We start from the raw sequence: 18,748 nt of genomic DNA on the forward strand, positions 1-18,748 counted from the left end.
TTATAAGCGGCTATTTTTTCAATTCTAATTAATTTGATGCTGAAAACCGAGCAATAATTGCTCTAATCCAAATTCGAAGCGACTTGTAAAATCATCAGCAAAAAGAACCTCTCTTGCTTGCCAAGTTTGAGGAAATTTATCTTGGACTAATTGCTCAAATGCCTCTCTTTTATCCATTAATTCTGCTTTTTCAATGAGCATGACGGATTGTTGTTCTATACAACATCCTAAAATAAAATAGAGTAACGCCATTGTCATTTTGCTGGCTAATTGAGCTGAAGTACCTGACTGCATAATTGCATTAATAAAAGTATTATTTATACGTAATACATTTTCAGAAATGACATAAGTACCTGCAAATACTCTGGCACCGTCCCTATGACGTAAAAATGCGTTTCTTAAATCATAAGAAAGGCGTGTTATATCTTTTTTCCAATCATTATGAAATTCAAAATTTACGGCAACATCGCTGACTATTCTATCCGCGATCCCTTCAATTAACGTCTGTTTGTTATCAAAGTGCCAATAGAGAGAGGCTGCTTTTATCTGTAAAGCATCCGCTAGTTTACGCATTGTTAAGCCTTCAATACCTTCTGTCTCTAGTAATGCAAGGGCGGTATCTACTACTTTCAGCCGTTCAATTTTAGGTGTTTTCATAAATAATTCTCATTTCCCTCTTTTATATCTAACAATGTTAGTTTACCATATTTATACAACCTAACAATGTTAGATTGCGAGTTAAGTGAGTGGAAATATCGTTATTTGGGAATGAAATATGAAAAACACGCCATCAAGAAAAGAAAAAATAACAGAATTTATAATGACTTATACTCCTTGGATTGCTGTCATTTTAGTTATTGTATTGATTACAACTGCAACGTTAGATTGGGATAAATGGTGGAGTGATGCACGATATCAATCCACTGATAATGCCTACATAAAAACAGACCCTACAATATTAAAATCAAGAATGACGGGATTTATTTCTGAAATAAAAAAGGAGGATTATCAGTTTGTTAAACAAGGAGATGTTATTGCTATTATTAATGATAACGAACAGTTACTTAGTAAAGAGACCGCTATTGCCGAGTTTAAAAAGGCACAATTACAGTTTAATAATTTAAAAGAAGAGATAAAAGCGTCTGAACTTAATATCGAAACTTTACATAATCGCTATGAAGCGACAGTTATTGATGTCGCTCAAGCGAAAAGAAATCCTTTATTACGAAAAGATTTGATTCGAAGTGGGGCTATAACTCAACAAAATTACCTTGACGCTCAATCTGATTTACAACGTTTAATAAAATTACAAAGCGCAGCTAAAAATGAATGGGAGCAAGCTAAACAATCATTGGTATTACTTAAAGCTCAAGAAGAAATACGTCTAACAGAAAAAAATATTGCTCAAACACGTTATCAACAAACAGAAACAGAACTTACTTATACAAGAATAGAAGCCCCTTTTGATGCTCAGTTAAATAAAATAAAAGTCAATCTTGGTAGTTTAGTTACTCCTGGCACAGAAATCGTCACACTGACTCCTCTAAATCATATTTACATCATTGCGAATTTAAAAGAGACACAGATAAAAAAAATTCTTCCTGAACAAACTGTTTCTATCAATATAGATGCTTTTCCTAATGAAATATATCAAGGAAAAGTTCGTTATATTGGTGCGCAAAGTAGTGGCGAATCGGCATTAATTCCTGCCGATAATGCGAGTGGCAATTTCACTAAAGTTGTTCAACGTATCCCTGTTTACATCACTTTTGATAGTAATAATAAATTATTAGCTAAATTGCGTGCTGGCATGTCTGTTGAGGTAAAAATAGACACAGAAAGTTTATCTATAGAGGAGGTTGATGGTGACGCTTAATTTCTTGTCTGGCGCACAAGAAAATAGACCTTTATTTATCGTATTTTCTGTTTTTCTTGGTGCTATTTTATCTACGTTATTTATTCGTATGTTTTCTATTTCTTTGGCTGATCTACGAGGCATTTTTGCTCTAGATGTAGTCCAAGGATCTTGGTTAAACGTGGCAATTAATTCTGCTCAGTTAATCAGTATGACATTAGTACCTTGGTTTATGGTGATTTATGGTGCTGAGAAAATATTAATTAGTTCAAGCTTATTACTTTTTGTCTGTTGTATTTTTGTCTCTAGTTATGGCGATTTTATTGGGCTACCTTTTTTATTAATACTGCATTTTTTGATTGGTTTTTGTTTGGGTGTCTATTTGCCAATGACAATTTCTTTGGCATTAAGAAGTTTAAACCCTAATGTTTGGTTAATCGTTATGGCGGCTTATAGCCTACGTGTTTCAGTAGGAATGGATGCAGGAATAGGAATTTCAGGTTCAATATTTGAGATCTTAAATTGGCGCTGGCTCTATTGGGTTTCAATGTTATTTTCGTTAGCTATTATGTTTTTTGCTTGGCGTGGAATGCCAATTACACCTATCAATAAAGAGCAACTTGCACAAAGTGATTGGGGAGGAATGACATTAAAATGCCTAGGTTTAACTCTATTATATATTAGTGTTGTTCAAGGTGAATTACTTGGATGGTGGGACTCTGGGCTAATTATTTCTTGTTTACTTGGTAGTGCTATTTTAATACTGACTTTTATTATTAGAGCGGTAACTTATAGCAAAAGTTTTGGATATCTAAATTGGCTGACAAATTATAATTTAAGGGTCTGTTTTGTCATTGCTTGTTTATACGGTTTTTTAATGTTGCCCAACTCATTATTTGTGCCTTCTTTTTTGAGTATTGTTGCAGGTTTAAAAGCACAACAAATAGGAGAAATAAGCAATGTTGGTTTTATTACCTATCTTCTTTGTAGTCCTTTAGCCATTATTATCGCACGTCGGCTAGAGCCTCGTTTAGTGATGATGATCGGAATGACTATTATTGGTGCTTCTTGTTTACTTGGTCATCAAATTACTTATCAGTGGAGATCGGATGATTTCTTTTTGCTTATTGTGGTACAAGCTATTGGAGAATGTATTTTATTAATTGGTTTAATTGCTTCATTTGTGACCAACATTAAACCCAGTGAAGCGTTGCACCTTGGGGCTTATATTTCAATAGCAAGAGTATTAATGCCAGCACTAGCTGGAGCCTTAATGAATACGTATTTAAGAATATCTTATGATATACACCAAGGATCACTAAGGGGTTATGTACAAACAGGGGAACAAAAATTATTAGGAAAGGGGCTTGATAACGTTCAAGATGTTATGGCTTTAATAACAAGGGAGTCTCATGTCGCATCCTTTATAGATGGATTTCATTTAATAACATGGTTTGTTGTTTTAGGATTGATTTGTCTATTTTTTTTAAAACCTTCACCTGCTAATCCTATTGTGCCAACATTATTTACTATTCAAAAATAAAACTCTGCCTGTAAACGGAATACAGGCAGAGGAAAATAGCACTATCGGAGAGATATATCGCTATTAAAACAACACTACAGTAAGAACAAAACTAACTAAGAAAAATCAGTAAGAAAAACCTAGTTGTAAGCCTTAAATAGAGATTGATTACCTGATTTATCAAAAGCAATAACTTGGTAAGGCTCTTTATAATCACCGGCATACATACCTAAACTTCCTGCAGGCATTCCCCCAACCGCAATACCCGATTTAGATTTATCCACTAAGTCGATATTTTTTAAGCTATCAACTGGGATATGTCCGACTAAGTCTTTACCTTGATAAGTCGCAAAGTGGCAACTTAATAAATTATTGGGTACACCTGCTTGTTGGTACTTTTCCATTAATTGTGTTTCTGAAACGATATTCACTTTAACGTTAAAGCCAGCTTCTTTTACACCATCAGCCCATAAAGTACAGCATCCACAACTCTCTGTTTTATAAACTTCAACAACATTATGATTAGAAGCATAAGCTGTACTAGTAAAAGCAGAGATTGCAATGATAGAAGGCAGTAATAACTTTTTCATTGTTCATTCCTTTCATTAAGTTGATAGACGAAACAATAATCTTTCCCCCTACTGGAAGGTCAATTTAATTAAGGTATAAACGCGTAGAGTTTTGTAAAAAAATATTTATAGAAAACAAAGGTATAAATAATACTTTGCTTATCCTTTTTTGATGTTTTGCGAGAGTATTACTTGATACAAGTAGAAAAAAAGCCTGCATAGCAGGCTTAAAATGGAGAAAACAGGGTAAACGTAGAGTAGTTAGGATGTAAACGACTATGAGGGTATCTCATGAGTTAAAGCACCTCTTGCGAAGAGTGGTTGTGCTTTAACTGGTAATAACTATAAACCTAAACTTAGCTTGAGGTTAAAGCGGAGAAATTTGTATAAAGGATCCAATTTTATTGATTAAACTAAAATATAAAAAAGTGAAAAATAAAAAGCTAATATATTTCAATATATTAGCTTTGTAATAATCAGGCTATATTTAATTTAAAGACAAATTATTTGATGGTAATTATTTGATAATGGTAATTTGTTTTACATCGATCTCTGTACTTGTCCACTCTTTATCAACTTTACCTTCAATTCTGACAGTATTCTCTGGTGTGACTGTTTGTCCGCGCCATCTTTTATTATCAATATCTACATTGATACCGCCAGTGCTATCTTCAAAAACATACAGTTCATCACCAATTTTTTTGGTAATTTTTCCCGTTAAGATAACCCAAGTGTCATCAGAAAGATCTTTTGCTTTAGCTACTGTTGTTTCACTAATAGAAGGGCCTTTGAATCCACCTTGTTCAATTGTGGATGCTTGAATAGAGCCTTGAAAGCCACCTTCATGTGTTGTACTTGCTTGAGATGCAAAAGCCAAAGTACTACCGATTAATAATACAAGTATTTTTTTCATAACAAGCTCGCTTATAGGTTAATAATTCAACTAATTAATATGTTAGATTTTATTTCATTTCTATGTATAAAACCGCATTTTAAGGTAAATTTAAGTATTAATATATCAACTGATTAATATTAACCTTTAAATTATAGACCTTTATTTTTCATTGTTCTTTTTGGTGATATAAGCATCTATCACTAAATACTTCTTTTCTCTAAGTTAAATCCACTAGTTATTTACCCTTGGGATCGGTGCCAGCGGTTATTCAAAAATATACCCTTTGGGATCATTGTTTTTAGATGTGTTACCTCTTATCATCCAGCGCCTTCAAATTTTTTTTAATTTTCCCCTATTATTTTTAGAGGTTTTAGGTTTTATGACTAACGAACGCATTGCCAATCCGGGTCCATTAGGTTTAATGGGTTTTGGTATGACAACGATTTTGTTGAACATACATAATGCCGGTTTTTTCCCAGTAGTCTCAGTCATTATGAGTATGGGAATTTTTTATGGTGGGATAGCTCAGGTTATTGCTGGAATTTTTGAGTTCAAAAAAGGCAATACTTTTGGTGCCACTGCATTTACCTCTTACGGCTTCTTTTGGGTGACATTGGTAGGAATTTGGTTATTACCAGTGATGGGCTTAAGCGAGCCAACAACACCTCTCTTTTTAGGTGTGTTTTTAGCGCTGTGGGGGATCTTTACCTTTTTCATGTTTATTGGCACGTTAAAAGCCAATAGAGCGCTACAGTTTGTCTTTTTAAGTCTGACAATTTTATTTGCTTTATTGGCGATTGGAAATATCACTGGTAATGCACTGATTTTAAAAATTGCCGGTTTTGAAGGTATTATTTGTGGTGCCAGTGCTTTTTATCTTGCAATGGCTGAAGTATTAAATGAGATGTATGGCAGAACAATACTGCCAATTGGTCATAAGTAACCGTTTTATAGAGAAGTGGCTATTTAGCCACTTCTACTACTTGGCTTTTACGGCGAATTAGCTTTTTTGCACACCATGCATAAAGTAACCCTGCAACAACACCTGAAATATGCGATTCTGTTGATACACCTAACTGTCCCGGAATTAAGCCATAGGCCATTGATCCATAATAGAATAAAACAAAGAGTGCGATCACGATATCGATAATTTTATGGCGAGTAAAAGCGTGAGCAATAAGCAAAGACCATAATCCAAAAATCCATCCACTTGCACCAACATGAATGGCATTTCGCCCAAAAATCCAAACTAATAAACCACTTACGATAATAATAAATATACTTGATAAGACATATTCTCGTAGAGATTGCGTCATGGATAAAAAGCTAAGAATAAGAAGTGGGAGTAGATTACTAAATAGATGAGACCAAGATCCATGAATAAAAGGCGCGATAAAAATACCAATTAAACCTTCTCCTGTTCTTGGAATAATACCCCATTGAAGAAGAGAGATGGAGAGTAGTGAGTTAATAAGTTGAAGTAAGACTAATGTGATAGTTAATCCACCAAGAAAGGTTAGTCTTTTTTTAAACCAAATCTTATCCATAACGATAGCCTTAATAATGTGATGACGCTGGTAAAACACTATAAGCCATAAATAGAAGAGCCTTTAATAAAAGAAGAAAGGCTCTTTTTTATTTATTAGTCTAATAAATTAAGGCAAGCAGCCCCACGAGCGCCACCTGCATCACCATGACGTGCTTTTTCTATTAATGGGATTTGTGCATTTCCGTAAACACAGCGTGAAAGATATTCAGGCAATAGCTCATACAGCGCGTTAAATTGAGATAATCCACCACCAATAACAACTAAATGCGGGTCAAGCACAGTAAGAATATTGCTAAGGTAAATCGCAAGTACTTTCATATAGCGATCAACATGTTCTTGTGTTTTTGCATCTCCTGCATAATATTGTTCAACAATATCAACAGCTCTTTGTGGGGCATCATTGAAGGCTTTATACATACGCTCAAAGCCACGACCAGATAAATAGGTTTCAAAACACGCTTTTTTACCACAACCACAAATAATTTTTGGCATCGTTTCACCGATCACATTATCTGCATCCACATTCAGATTCATATGACCGATTTCACCAGCAATCCCATTCTTGCCAGACAATACTTTGCCATCAATAACAAAACCACCACCCACACCCGTTCCTAATATAAGACCTAATACCGAAGGGTGATGACGAAACTCAGGGTCCCAAGCTTCTGATAAAGCAAAGCAGTTAGCATCATTTTCGACTTTAACGGGTCTATTGAGTATATGTGCGAGATCGTGAACCATTGGTTTGTATTTAGCTGCTGGAACATTAGTAGTAAATACCGTTCCTTCTTTAGAATTCACAATACCGGGAACACCTACACCCACTTTTCCCTTACAACCTAGTTCATTGTCAGCTTCTAAAGTCAGGTCCTTAAAAACATTCAATAATGCCTGATAGTCATTTTTAGGTGTAGGAACTCGTTTTTGCCATACTTGAGTCAGATCTTTATCAAAAACGGCAAGCTCAATTTTTGTGCCGCCCATATCAAAACCATAATACATATCAGTCTCTTAATTATTCTGTAAATATTATTTATAGCAACGACAAGGTTGTCGTTACGTGGCCATTTCTATTTCAGTCAATACTTAAGTTATCTCTACTGCTTATATACACTAGGTTAAAGAAGAACAGTGATTGGTGACAGTTGAGTTTTCTTTATCTATTGATTACTACCTTCAATCAAAACACTACGTACTTTCATTAGAGCAAAGCCTAATAAATTTAATCCATTCCAAAGAAGAGGGTTGTTAATCTCGTTATCTTGCTCACTTAATCCGACGCCCCATATTTTATCAACGGGGCTTGCCTCAACAAGCACACGATTGCCTGTTGAAATCAGAAATTTACCAAGTTCTTCATTTTGGGAAAACTTAGCGACATTGGCACGGATAACAATATCCATGCGGTGTTGTTCCCAAATGTTTTGGTCAAATCCTTTTACTTCTCTACCTAATGCTTTTGCTGAACCTGGATTAGAGGTGGTAATTATGCGTTCTCTGACTTCTATATCATTAAATAACCTTGCTTTTTCAGCCATCATATAGTGCTCAGCGCTGGCATAACGTACTTCATCTAATATAAAAGGTGCTGGATACCATTGGCTAAAGCAACTTTTTGCTATGTCATTACCTTTACTTTTGTGTCCCCAAAAGTAAATGAACTTTATTTTCTTGCCTGTACGAAATTCTTTTTTTAATTGTTCTAAATCCATCTTTTTTCCAGTTATCTCGAATACTCCTAATTCATTTAATAAAGATAGCATAGAAGTAAATAAGGATAGAGTGCCTTTTTGCTATTCTGTGAGTAGGTGAAGCGATTCCGCTATTTTAAATTATTTTTATTAAATTAGTCTTAATTTGATTTGTTTTTGCTGAATAATAAAAAAAATAGAACTTAGTTTCTTAGGATTACTCTTAAAAGAATTCATCTAAAGAATATCTTTATTTATATAGTTACATAAAAAGATAATCTTAAAACGATACTGCTTACTTAGTAGAAAGGTGTAGTTAATTAAGTATTTTTAATATAAAAAAGCGTAAGTATCGGTATTTGTACTAATTATTAGTATTTGTAACTAATAAAATACTTATTATATAATTAATTCAATATGTTGTGGTTATTAGTGTGCTGATTTTCATCGTTACATTTATTATTTGAACCACATCACGCTTGTATATTTGTTAAGCTAAATTAACAATATCATTTTATAGGTAAAATATCGCTTAAGTTAATTATTCTGGAATACAGGTTATTCTTAGCGGTATTTACTATAAGTAAAGAATAAAACACATCATAGATTGATAATCTATTTTTGTTTTTTATTTGGATGTTTTTTTCTAAAACTTAATCAACGCTGATGTATTTTATTTTATTTCAATAAAATAAAACGGTCGTAATATGATAAAAAGCAATAAAGTCACCTTTTAGGTGTAAAAAAGAAACCTGTTTTGATGATGATCAATATGGATAAATAATTCTTTATGTTTTTAATTGTTATTTTTTTAGTCTTTTTTAGAATGAAAAAATGAGGGGATATTAAAATTGATCTTGATGGGTTCTTTGATTTTTAGAAGAAATAATATCAATAAATGATTATTTTAGAATTTTATTTTTATAAAATTTATACAAATTGTTATTAGTTAACTCTAGTTATTATCTGGTTTTAAAACCCATTTTTTTAGGTGAAAAAGACGCTATTTTTGATAGTGATAATAAATATTAAATTAAGTAAAAGTACCCATTTTTATAAAGTGAAAATGAGTACCGTTTTACTTTTTACACTTTTTTTGATGTTGTCTTTTTCATTAAAATAATTATACAATTTAATTTAAATAATCATTACTCCTAATCGGATGATGCTTATTTATTATTAAATAAATCAGTATTTATAAGATTATTTTACCCTACATAGTTGATGTTCATTAATTGATGATTTAATGAGAGTTTAAATATGAATTTATAAAGATATATTTTTAACTTATTGTGAAAATTATCTATAAGGTTCTCTCTTCCTTATTTTGGATGAGCATCAAATTATTGAACAAGGTTTAGAGTACTGTTATTAAAGGGGCCACACTATGTATGATGATATTAGTAACCTAAAAGATAAGTTTCAGGAAGATGCCTTTGCTTTTCAGGATTTTTCTTCCTCTACAATACAAGATGTTGATAACAAAATAGAACCAGTAGTTATAAATAAAGAAGATAATAATAAAATTAGTAATTTAAGTAATAATACGTTTTCTGAAACTTCACTTGTTGTGAAAAACGAACCAAAACAGCCTGTTACTTCATCGTCTATTCCTTCTTATCACCAGGATGCTTTAGTTGTTAAAGCAAAGAAAGACAATTTAATTAAGAGTAAGCAAAATTTGTTAGCAGATAATAAAATATTTGATAGCAAAGAAACGGATAGAGTTCATGCTCATGAAAATATATCATTAAAAGATATATTGTCATTTATTGCCTCTGTCTAATCTAAATAAGCAAAACTCTTTGTGTAAATAAATAATATTGACTGGTGTCAATCTTTAGCCATTGTTATTTTATTTTTTAAGATGGGTTTATTTCTTTTCGATATTTATTAATGTCGATGGGGTGCCTTTGTCTTAAGAAAAGATCTATGGCGATGACAAAGGTATGGGTTTATGAATAAAATATTTAAAACATTAATTACGGCTTTTCTATTGATAACAATGTTTTCACTCATTGTTATGCCAATGAGTGCCGAACAACAATATATATTCGGTATTATCAATATATTGCTGTTATTTGTTATCGGTTTTAAAAAATCAAAAAAACGATTATTAACAATGGTTTTTATTTCATTGTTGATGTCAACGCGTTATCTCTACTGGCGTGCAACAAATACCTTAAATTTTAATACAACTATTGAGGCTGTTTTAGGTAGCGGTTTATTTATGGCTGAAATTTATTCTTGGATAATATTAGTCCTAGGATATTTCCAAACATCATGGCCATTAAATAGAAAAATAGCACCTTTACCTAAAGATATTTCTCAATGGCCTACTGTTGATATTTATATTCCAACATATAACGAAAGCTTAGATGTAGTACGTGATACCGTCTTAGCTGCACAAGCTATCGATTATCCACAAGATAAAATGAAAGTTTATATATTGGATGATGGTAGCCGTGAAGAATTTAAACAATTCGCTGGTGATGTTGGTGTAACTTACATTGAACGTGAAGTCCATGATCACGCAAAAGCGGGTAACTTAAATCATGCGATGGGATTAACAGACGGTGAGCTTATTTGCGTTTTTGACTGTGACCACATCTCAACACGTATTTTCTTGCAGGCAACGGTAGGAAGCTTCCTTGAAGATCCAAAATTAGCGCTGATCCAAACACCACACTATTTCTACTCGTCAGACCCATTTGAACGTAACTTAAGTGCGGCTAAAGATGCACCGCATGAAGGCGCACTTTTCTATGGTCCTGTTCAACGTGGTAATGATAACTGGAATGCGACATTCTTCTGTGGTTCATGTGCTGTTATGCGTCGTAGTGCCCTTGAAGAAATCGGTGGTATCGCTGTTGAAACGGTAACTGAAGATGCTCACACTGCGCTTAAATTACAACGTTTAGGTTGGAACTCTGCATTTATTGATATTCCTTTAGCTGCTGGCCTTGCAACAGAACGTTTAGCATTACACGTTAACCAACGTATTCGTTGGGCTAGAGGGATGACGCAAATATTCCGTGTTGATAATCCAATGTTAGGTCGTGGTTTAACATTCCCTCAGCGTTTATGTTATCTCAATGCCATGCTCCACTTTCAGTACGGTTTGCCTCGTATCATCTTCTTGACTGCTCCGTTACTGTTTATGTTATTTAACCTCAATATTATCGCTTCATCTGCCAGCATGATATTTGCCTATGCATTACCACACTTAATCATGTCGGTTTATGTAAACTCGAAAAATATCGGTAAATACCGTTACTCTTTCTGGGGTGAAATTTATGAAACCGTTATGGCATTTAGTTTGGTATTACCTACTTTACTGAGCTTAGTTTCACCAAAATTAGGTAAATTTAACGTAACAGATAAAGGTGATTTGCTTGATAAAAGCTATATGGATTACCTCACTGTGCGTCCATTAATTATTACTGCACTTCTTCTTATCACTGGGATTTCATGGGTTGTTGTTCGTTACCTATTAAATGACTTCCAAGGTATTGACCCTCTGGTTATTGTTTTAAACCTTACTTGGGCGACTTACAGTTTATTTATCATTCTTGCCTCTATTGCGGTTGGTAAAGAGACTCGACAAATTCGTAAGAATACACGTATCAACGCATCTCTACCGATCACATTACATTTTGATGATGGTGCTGAGTTAACGACGACCACTGAAGATATTTCTATGGGTGGCGTTCGCATCGCCGTAAATAAGATGTCTGAACTTCGCCAACGTAATGTCACTTCAATCACTCTGAATGTACAACGAGATGAAGTTACTGTTCCTGTTGATATGGTGAGTTTAGAAAGCAATCAACTACGCCTTGAATTCTTACCTATTGATTTAAATCTTCGCCGTAAATTAGTGCGCATTATCTTTGGTCGTGCTGATGCATGGATCCATCAAGCAGATTATAAAGACAAACCATTTAAAGAATTGGCAGGCATTACGCGTTGTATTTTTGAATTGTTCTTTGGTCGTCGCCAAAAAGTGAAAGCACCAGCAGCAAGAACAAAAGCAAAAGCTTCACTCTCTGTGCAATCTATTAACGGGGATGACTAAGCATGAAAAAGAAACTGACATTAATGCTAAGCCTAACGGCGATAGCTATCGCAAGTATTAATCTTTCCCAAGCAGATACCGGAATGTTAGAGCTAGGAGGGGAGCTTTTACCTGATCCAACTTCTTATACACATTCGCCTGTGCAACAAAATGCGAATAACCCGATCCAACTTGAAGAGGGTGTATTGTCTGAAGCGCGTAATATCGAAGAGCAATTAACATTGGCACAGATGGGAAATCCATCACCTATCGTGTTATCAGGAAGAAAATTACTTTCTGGTGTGACGTTTAATATGGCGAATGATTTATTTATTGATAACGCTACATTAACGATGAAAGTGAAAGCGTCTCAAGGATTAATTCAATCCGATCAAACACTTCACTTAATGCTAAATGGTCAACCTATGGGATTTCTACCTTTAGAAGAAGGTGGGCAAGAACATGAATATGTTTTAGAAATCCCTGAAATGATGTTGACGAATGTGAATAACCTTAGCTTTCGTTTAGCCAATCGTGATGCGTTGGATGAAAACCAATGTATTCCTCCATTGGCTGAAGGATTAAGTCTGGTTATCTCACCTGATTCATCATTAGATTATCGAGGTCGCTGGATTAATGGCGGGTATAGTCTGGAACGATTGCCCCTACCGTTCTTTGACCCTGACAGAATGACAGCGACCTCGTTACCTATCATATTGTCAGATAAACCTGACCATGCAGAGGTAACAACAGCAGCTATTGCTGCATCATGGTTTGGCAGTTTTAGCCATGATATTAAGCAAGTTGATTTACCTGTCTTAATGAATCAGTTACCTGAAAGTGATGGTATTTTAGTCGGCTATTCAGGACAAACTATTGCGGGTATTACATTACCTTCAGGAAATAGTGGGCAATTAACCATTGTTGATAACCCGGTCGATCCTGTTTTCAAATTATTACTGATCAGTGGTGATAATGAGAAATCTCTTCGCCAAGCTGTATGGGCGTTAAACAACGGTAAATTGCCACAAAACGATCACTTAGTGGTGCCTTCTCAAACGCTTGCTATGCGTAAAGATTATGATGCACCTCGTTGGTTAAATACCAATAAACCTGTTTCGTTAAGTCAAATTGCTAATGGTAGTGATGACTTCTCACGTCAAGGTATTAACCATGCACCGAATCAGTTTTCGTTTCGTGTTTCTCCCGACCTCTTTTGGTGGGATGGTGATGCGCTGCCTTTAGATTTGAAATATGTTTTCCCTCATTCGGATAAACTAAATAGTCGTCGTTCTTCATTGATTGCTTCTTTGAATAACCAATTCTTAGGTGCATTGTATCCGGCGCGTTCAGAACCTTTAGGTATGTTAAGACAATGGCTAGGAATGGAGAGTGAGCAGCAAAATAGCACGCTCTATTTAAATCCTCGTCAGATCTACAGTCAGAATCAATTGCAGTTTTATTTTGATTTACGTGAACCTGAGGATGCTCCTTGTATTTTAACGGATGGCAGCAGCTTAATTAGCCAAATTGATCCGCAATCAACGCTGCAATTTAAAAATACTTGGCACTACTCAAGAATGCCGAACTTGGCTTATTTTTCAGGAGCATCATTCCCATTTAGCCGTCGTGCGGATTTTTCACAAACCACACTGCTATTACCTGAAAATCCAACAATCGAAGAACTTTATACCTTAGTGAACTTAATGGCGAGATCGGGTTATGCCACTGGTACACCGGTTTCTCATGCATCAGTTTTCTTAGGTGCTAAAGAGCTTGAGAAAAATAATCTTTCTCAACAGGATGTGTTAGCGATTGGTTCATTAAGTAGTGAAGGATTTTTACCCGCTCGTTTTTCACAACAAGCTTTCTCATTTTTAAATAAAAACGTCGAAATTAAACCTCAATCATTGATTGATAAAGCAAAAGGTTGGATGGCTGGCGATTATTTATCTCAAAGTGGTGATGCTGCAAGTTACTTATCTTCAGTGAAAGACTGGCGTGGCATGATGAGTTTTATCTCACCTTGGGCAAGCGATAGGGTTGTCGTATTAGTTACAGCTAAAGGTAATGATTCGATAAAAACCATTATCAATGACTTAAATTTAGCCCAAATAAATGCGGCGATTAAAGGTGACATCACACTTATTAGTGGCAAAGACACCGTAAAAAGTTTCCATTTAGGTGAACACTTCTCGCAAGGTGACTTACCTTTCTTACAACAATTCCTTTGGTATAGCTCTAGACACGTCTATTTGCTGGGTCTTTTAGCTGTTGGTTTTTGTGCGTTGACGGGCCTCGTGACTTATTACTGGTTACAACGTCGTTCAACTCGTCGTTTACATCAGATATCACAGCATCGTTCAGACAAATAAGGGGGGATATAAGATGAAAAATCACGCACTTAATATCATCGTTAAAGTCATCTACGCAGGTTGCATTTTAGGGGCTTCAAGCCAAGTACAAGCAACGGCGGTTGAGGCAAATATAGCAGCAACTGATCCAAATATTGTCAGTTCTCTTATTGAACAAGCTAACTATTGGCATGGTAGAGCGCACGATGAGCGTGCAGTAGAAGCACTGCAAAAAGTACTGATTATGGAAAGCAATAATCAGGATGCGCTGTATTTAATGGCGTTCTTTACTGCACAACAAGGTAATGAAAAACAAGCAACTTATTGGCGAGAAAAACTTGCGCAAATTGCACCGCAAGATCCACGAATTGATGGATTAAAAAACATCCGATCATCACAATTTAGTGAACAGCAATTAGGATATGCCAGAGAGTTAGCGAAAAAAGGCCAACACGAAGAAGCGATAAAAGCGTACCAACGTTTATTTGTGAGCAGTGAGCCACCTGAAACACTGGCGTTAGAATATTATCAAACAATGGCAGGTGTACCCGCAATGTTGCCTCAAGCCATTACGGGATTAAAACAACGTGCTGCATTGATGCCTGATAATAAAGAAACGCAAAAAGCATTAGGATTAACATTAACTTATAACGAAGAGACTCGTCGTGAAGGGATAACTATTTTAGGTAATATCTCAGGTGATGAGTCAGCCAAAAAAGGTATGCGTCAAGCTTTGTTATGGTTGAATGTCCGTCCTGATGATGACGTGTTATATAAAACCTATTTGCAAGCAAACCCGAACGATAAAGCGGTTGCAGAGCATTACCAAGGTGCTATTCAAGGTAATGCACGCCAAGCAGGTTATACCGCATTAAACAAAGGTAAATTGAAAGAAGCCGAAGGCTATTTCAAACAAGCTTTAGCGTCAGATAACAATGATGCGCAAGCCTTAGCGGGTTTAGGTTATATCGCATTACGTTCAGGTGATTTAACCACAGGTCAGCGTTTATTAAATCAAGCTGCGCAATCGGGTGGCGAACAAGGCAGTAAATGGAAGCAACAAGCGGAAGATGCGGGTTTTTATGCGCAATTACGCAGCGCACAACAACGCGCTAAACAAGGAAACATTCAACAAGCTATTGAACAATTAGCCCCATTAACCAGTGCTTCAGGTGAAAAGGGGTTATCTGCCAACTTATTACAAGCTGACTTATTACGTAAGCAAGGTAATTTACCAGCTGCTCACCAATTGTTGTCAGGGCTTTATCAGCAAAATAGCCATAATGAAAAAGTGATTTCTGCTTATTACTATTTATTAGTTCAGGAAGGACAGAATACGAAAGCAGAACAATTACTGGCACAACAATCTGCCTCTTTGCGTCAAAAACTAACAGCGAATACCGATCCTTCTGAGAAATTACGCCGTGAAGCGCAAAAAGCGTTAGAAAATGGTAATCGTGTTCAAGCAAGACAATTGCTTTTACAAGCACAGCGTAAAAACCCACAAAATAACTGGGTTTACCTTGATTTAGCACGCTTAATGGCAGCTGACGGCGACAGTGTTGGCGCAAAAAATACTATTTCACAGTTACAAAACCGTAGAACAAGAGATTCTGATTATGTGGCATCTCTGTTTTATGTTGAGCAAAAAGAGTGGGATAAAGTTTTTAACTTACTAAGTAGCCATAATCAACAAACTGAAGCTGAAAAAGAGTTATTACAGCGTGCTCGTTTTCATCGCCAACTTGCGCAAGCTGACCATTATCGTCAGGCTGGAAACCTTGTAGCAATGCGTAATATTTTACGTCCATTAATTAATCAAGTCGCTGATTATCCAAATGATGTGGGTGAATTAGCAGAGAAATTGGTTAACAGTGGATTAAACGATGAAGCATTGCAATTAGTTGAAAGTGATATTGCAAAAGGCACTAAAGGCTCGGTAGGTAACTACGCAGGTCACATCAACGTTCTCAATGAGTTAGGTCATTATACACAAGCATCTAGCTTGATTAATGATCCCGCTTTACAACAAGAAACACCGATTGTTGAGAAAAAACGTTTAGAAGTTGCGACTAAAGTTGCGCAAGCCGATAGCTTACGTGAAAAAGGCGAAATTAAAGCAGCTTATGACACGTTAGTTGTTGCTTTAAAAGCATCACCAAATGATCCTGATTTATTAATGGCATTAAGTCGTGTTTATTTAGCGCAATCAATGCCTGAACAATCAAACAAAATTCTTTCTTACTTAGAAAAAGAGCAAGGAAAAGATAGCAAATTAATCCAAGCTCAAATCGAAGTGGCATTAGCTCAGAAAGATGGAAGAAAAGCACAGCAGTTGTTGCAGCAAATTCCTTCATCCTCGCAACCGGCTTATTTATTACAAGCCGCGCAAATTGCGCAATTAAATGGTGAAAATCGTAAAGCATTAACGTTACTGCGTAGTGCGCAATGGCAAAACAGTGGTAGCACACTGAACACCTCTGCCGGTCAATTAAATGCATTAGGAGGCAGTGATAATTCTGCTATTGCGGGTTCTATTTATGAACGTAAAGAGATGGCATCGGTTCAGCGCACTATTCGTGAGCTAGAAGAAAAAGTCTCACCTTGGGTACAAGGTGGTGTAGCTATACGTCATCGTAATGGTGATAAAGGATTATCTAACGTCACCGAAATTTCAGCACCAATGAGTATTTCAAGTGTACCTGGTGAAGAGTTCCGTTGGGAATTTAGTGTTAATCCAGTTTCGATGACAAGTGGTTCGGTTTCAGGAGAAAGAGCTAACCGCTTTGGTTCTGGTCAGCTTCAACATGCTGAACGCTTTGCTAAGAATAGCGATAACCATGATGAGAAAAACAAAATTAATGCCGATGAAGCAGGAAGCCAACGTGCTTCTGGTGTTGAATTAGGACTGCGTTTATCAGACAAGGATATCAGCTTTGATGTGGGTTCAACGCCATTAGGTAAAGATACGGCAACGGTTGTCGGTGGCCTCACATATTCACCTCAAATTAGCCAAAATGGGCAATTAACACTGACCGCAGAGCGCAGAGCCATAAAAGATAGTCTACTTTCTTATATGGGGCGTACTGATCCAATGACTGGCGAAAGTTGGGGTCGTGTAACTCGTAACGGCGCTAAAGTTCAATATGCTTGGGATGATGGAAAAATTGGGGCTTATGCTGGTGGTGGTTTCTATAACTACGAAGGTAAAAGTGTTGCGAGTAATGATGAAGTGAAAGCGTGGATTGGCTCTTATGCTAAGTTCTATAAAGACGATCAACAAGAAGTAAAAGCAGGTGTGCATGTTGATTATATGAACTTTAGAAATAACCAGAACTACTTCTCACTAGGACACGGTGGTTACTTTAGTCCACAAGACTATGTGTCTGTTTCATTGCCTGTTGCTTATACCCGCCGTTTTGAAAAAGGTGAAGTCTCATTAAATGGTGCAATAGGGATACAAAGTTACAAACAAAAAGGCAGCGATTATTTCCCAACGCATGGTTATATGCAAAACGCATTAAATAAAAAGAATGCGAGCGATCCTCGTATTAAATCTCAGTACGCAGAAGAAGACGAAACGAATTTTACTTACAGATTAGGTTTAGACGCGAAATATTATTTAAACAAAGAAACCGAGTTAGGTGTCAGCTTATCGCATGATACATCGGGTGATTATGCTGAAGATAATATGTGGTTACACTTAAAATATACCCCAGACTTCCTGTCTAAATAATTAAGGAGACAAATAATGAATAAGCATGACAGTGATATCTTACAATTACCTTTTGAAAGTGGCTGGCAAGATCTAACTCAATTATTATTTTTTCAAATCTTAAATGACAATGATATTTCTACTGCTGGAAATAAATTAAGAAATATAGGTAAGGATATTGCCTTACGTTATCCTTTACCTGAAAGCGAAAATATTCAATTACTTGAATCACATATTAATCGCGTATTAACACTATTTAAATGGGGTTTTGTCACGATATCTCCTGCAATGAGCGAACTTTTACTGGTTCATTGTGCATGGCCTCATTTTACGCAAAGCCAAGATGATGCTCAGTGGCGTGTTGCAAGTGCCAGTGTTTTAGAAGGGTTATATGAAGGCTGGTTAACGAATCAAGGTGGTAATGCCAAAATGCAAGTGCATCGTCAATCTACTGATGCAAAAGATGTCTTTATTTTCCGCTATGCGCATAACTCATCAGCCGAATAATAATATATATGCTTTATTGATGAGCATAGGA

14 protein-coding genes are annotated in these 18,748 nt (G+C 35.7%); 8 read left to right on the forward strand and 6 right to left on the reverse strand.

The features are described from left to right. Positions 1-24 precede the first annotated feature (24 nt). Entirely contained in the window at positions 25-657 is a 633-nt protein-coding gene (locus tag EHE21_RS18625) for a TetR/AcrR family transcriptional regulator C-terminal domain-containing protein (protein ID WP_075674273.1), read from the reverse strand. A gap of 118 nt (positions 658-775) precedes the next feature. Here EHE21_RS18625 and EHE21_RS18630 point away from each other — a divergent pair, with 118 nt between their 5' ends. Both EHE21_RS18630 and EHE21_RS18635 read left to right on the forward strand, forming a co-directional pair. Beyond that, positions 776-1,876 (forward strand): HlyD family secretion protein, encoded by a 1,101-nt coding sequence (locus EHE21_RS18630; RefSeq protein ID WP_194951507.1) that lies wholly within the window; start codon positions 776-778, stop codon positions 1,874-1,876. Then, positions 1,863-3,398: an MFS transporter gene (locus EHE21_RS18635; protein WP_194951508.1), complete on the forward strand. Its 1,536-nt coding sequence runs from the start codon at positions 1,863-1,865 to the stop codon at positions 3,396-3,398. The genes EHE21_RS18630 and EHE21_RS18635 overlap by 14 nt, the downstream gene beginning before the upstream one ends. 119 nt (positions 3,399-3,517) lie before the next feature. On the opposite strand, the gene EHE21_RS18640 is transcribed toward EHE21_RS18635, so the two are convergent. Then, the gene (locus EHE21_RS18640) at positions 3,518-3,967 is read right to left on the reverse strand and encodes a DUF411 domain-containing protein (protein WP_194951509.1); all 450 of its coding nucleotides are present in this window, start codon (positions 3,965-3,967) and stop codon (positions 3,518-3,520) included. Positions 3,968-4,463: 496 nt separating this feature from the next. After that, the gene (locus EHE21_RS18645; protein ID WP_416384071.1) at positions 4,464-4,874 is read right to left on the reverse strand and encodes a YgiW/YdeI family stress tolerance OB fold protein; all 411 of its coding nucleotides are present in this window, start codon (positions 4,872-4,874) and stop codon (positions 4,464-4,466) included. Positions 4,875-5,220: 346 nt separating this feature from the next. Here EHE21_RS18645 and satP point away from each other — a divergent pair, with 346 nt between their 5' ends. Next, complete coding sequence (gene satP / locus EHE21_RS18650; RefSeq protein WP_072065220.1) at positions 5,221-5,784, forward strand: acetate uptake transporter; 564 nt, start codon at positions 5,221-5,223, stop codon at positions 5,782-5,784. Positions 5,785-5,803: 19 nt separating this feature from the next. Here the strand turns inward: satP and EHE21_RS18655 are convergent, their stop codons facing one another. The 3 genes from EHE21_RS18655 to EHE21_RS18665 form a co-directional block, all read right to left on the reverse strand. Continuing rightward, positions 5,804-6,388, reverse strand: a complete 585-nt coding sequence (locus EHE21_RS18655) for a rhomboid family intramembrane serine protease (RefSeq protein WP_194951511.1) — start codon at positions 6,386-6,388, stop codon at positions 5,804-5,806. Positions 6,389-6,483: 95 nt separating this feature from the next. Further along, positions 6,484-7,395: an N-acetylglucosamine kinase gene (gene nagK, locus EHE21_RS18660; protein WP_194951512.1), complete on the reverse strand. Its 912-nt coding sequence runs from the start codon at positions 7,393-7,395 to the stop codon at positions 6,484-6,486. Between the two features lie 158 nt (positions 7,396-7,553). After that, on the reverse strand, positions 7,554-8,105 hold the full coding sequence (locus EHE21_RS18665; protein ID WP_194951513.1) for an NADAR family protein: 552 nt from the start codon (positions 8,103-8,105) through the stop codon (positions 7,554-7,556). Positions 8,106-9,471: 1,366 nt separating this feature from the next. Here EHE21_RS18665 and EHE21_RS18670 point away from each other — a divergent pair. The 5 genes from EHE21_RS18670 to bcsD all read left to right on the forward strand — a co-directional run bounded on the left by EHE21_RS18670 (position 9,472) and on the right by bcsD (position 18,717). Continuing rightward, positions 9,472-9,870: a hypothetical protein gene (locus tag EHE21_RS18670; RefSeq protein ID WP_194951514.1), complete on the forward strand. Its 399-nt coding sequence runs from the start codon at positions 9,472-9,474 to the stop codon at positions 9,868-9,870. Between the two features lie 171 nt (positions 9,871-10,041). Next, positions 10,042-12,162 (forward strand): UDP-forming cellulose synthase catalytic subunit, encoded by a 2,121-nt coding sequence (bcsA, locus tag EHE21_RS18675; protein ID WP_194951515.1) that lies wholly within the window; start codon positions 10,042-10,044, stop codon positions 12,160-12,162. Between the two features lie 2 nt (positions 12,163-12,164). Beyond that, positions 12,165-14,516: a cellulose biosynthesis cyclic di-GMP-binding regulatory protein BcsB gene (bcsB, locus tag EHE21_RS18680; RefSeq protein WP_194951516.1), complete on the forward strand. Its 2,352-nt coding sequence runs from the start codon at positions 12,165-12,167 to the stop codon at positions 14,514-14,516. A 13-nt stretch (positions 14,517-14,529) separates the two neighbouring features. Then, positions 14,530-18,231, forward strand: a complete 3,702-nt coding sequence (locus EHE21_RS18685) for a cellulose biosynthesis protein BcsC (RefSeq protein WP_194951517.1) — start codon at positions 14,530-14,532, stop codon at positions 18,229-18,231. Positions 18,232-18,246: 15 nt separating this feature from the next. Continuing rightward, entirely contained in the window at positions 18,247-18,717 is a 471-nt protein-coding gene (bcsD, locus tag EHE21_RS18690) for a cellulose biosynthesis protein BcsD (protein ID WP_088494167.1), read from the forward strand. Positions 18,718-18,748: the final 31 nt, after the last annotated feature.

It is taken from the genome of Proteus sp. GOKU (assembly GCF_015475555.1).
Lineage (GTDB): Bacteria > Pseudomonadota > Gammaproteobacteria > Enterobacterales > Enterobacteriaceae > Proteus > Proteus mirabilis_B.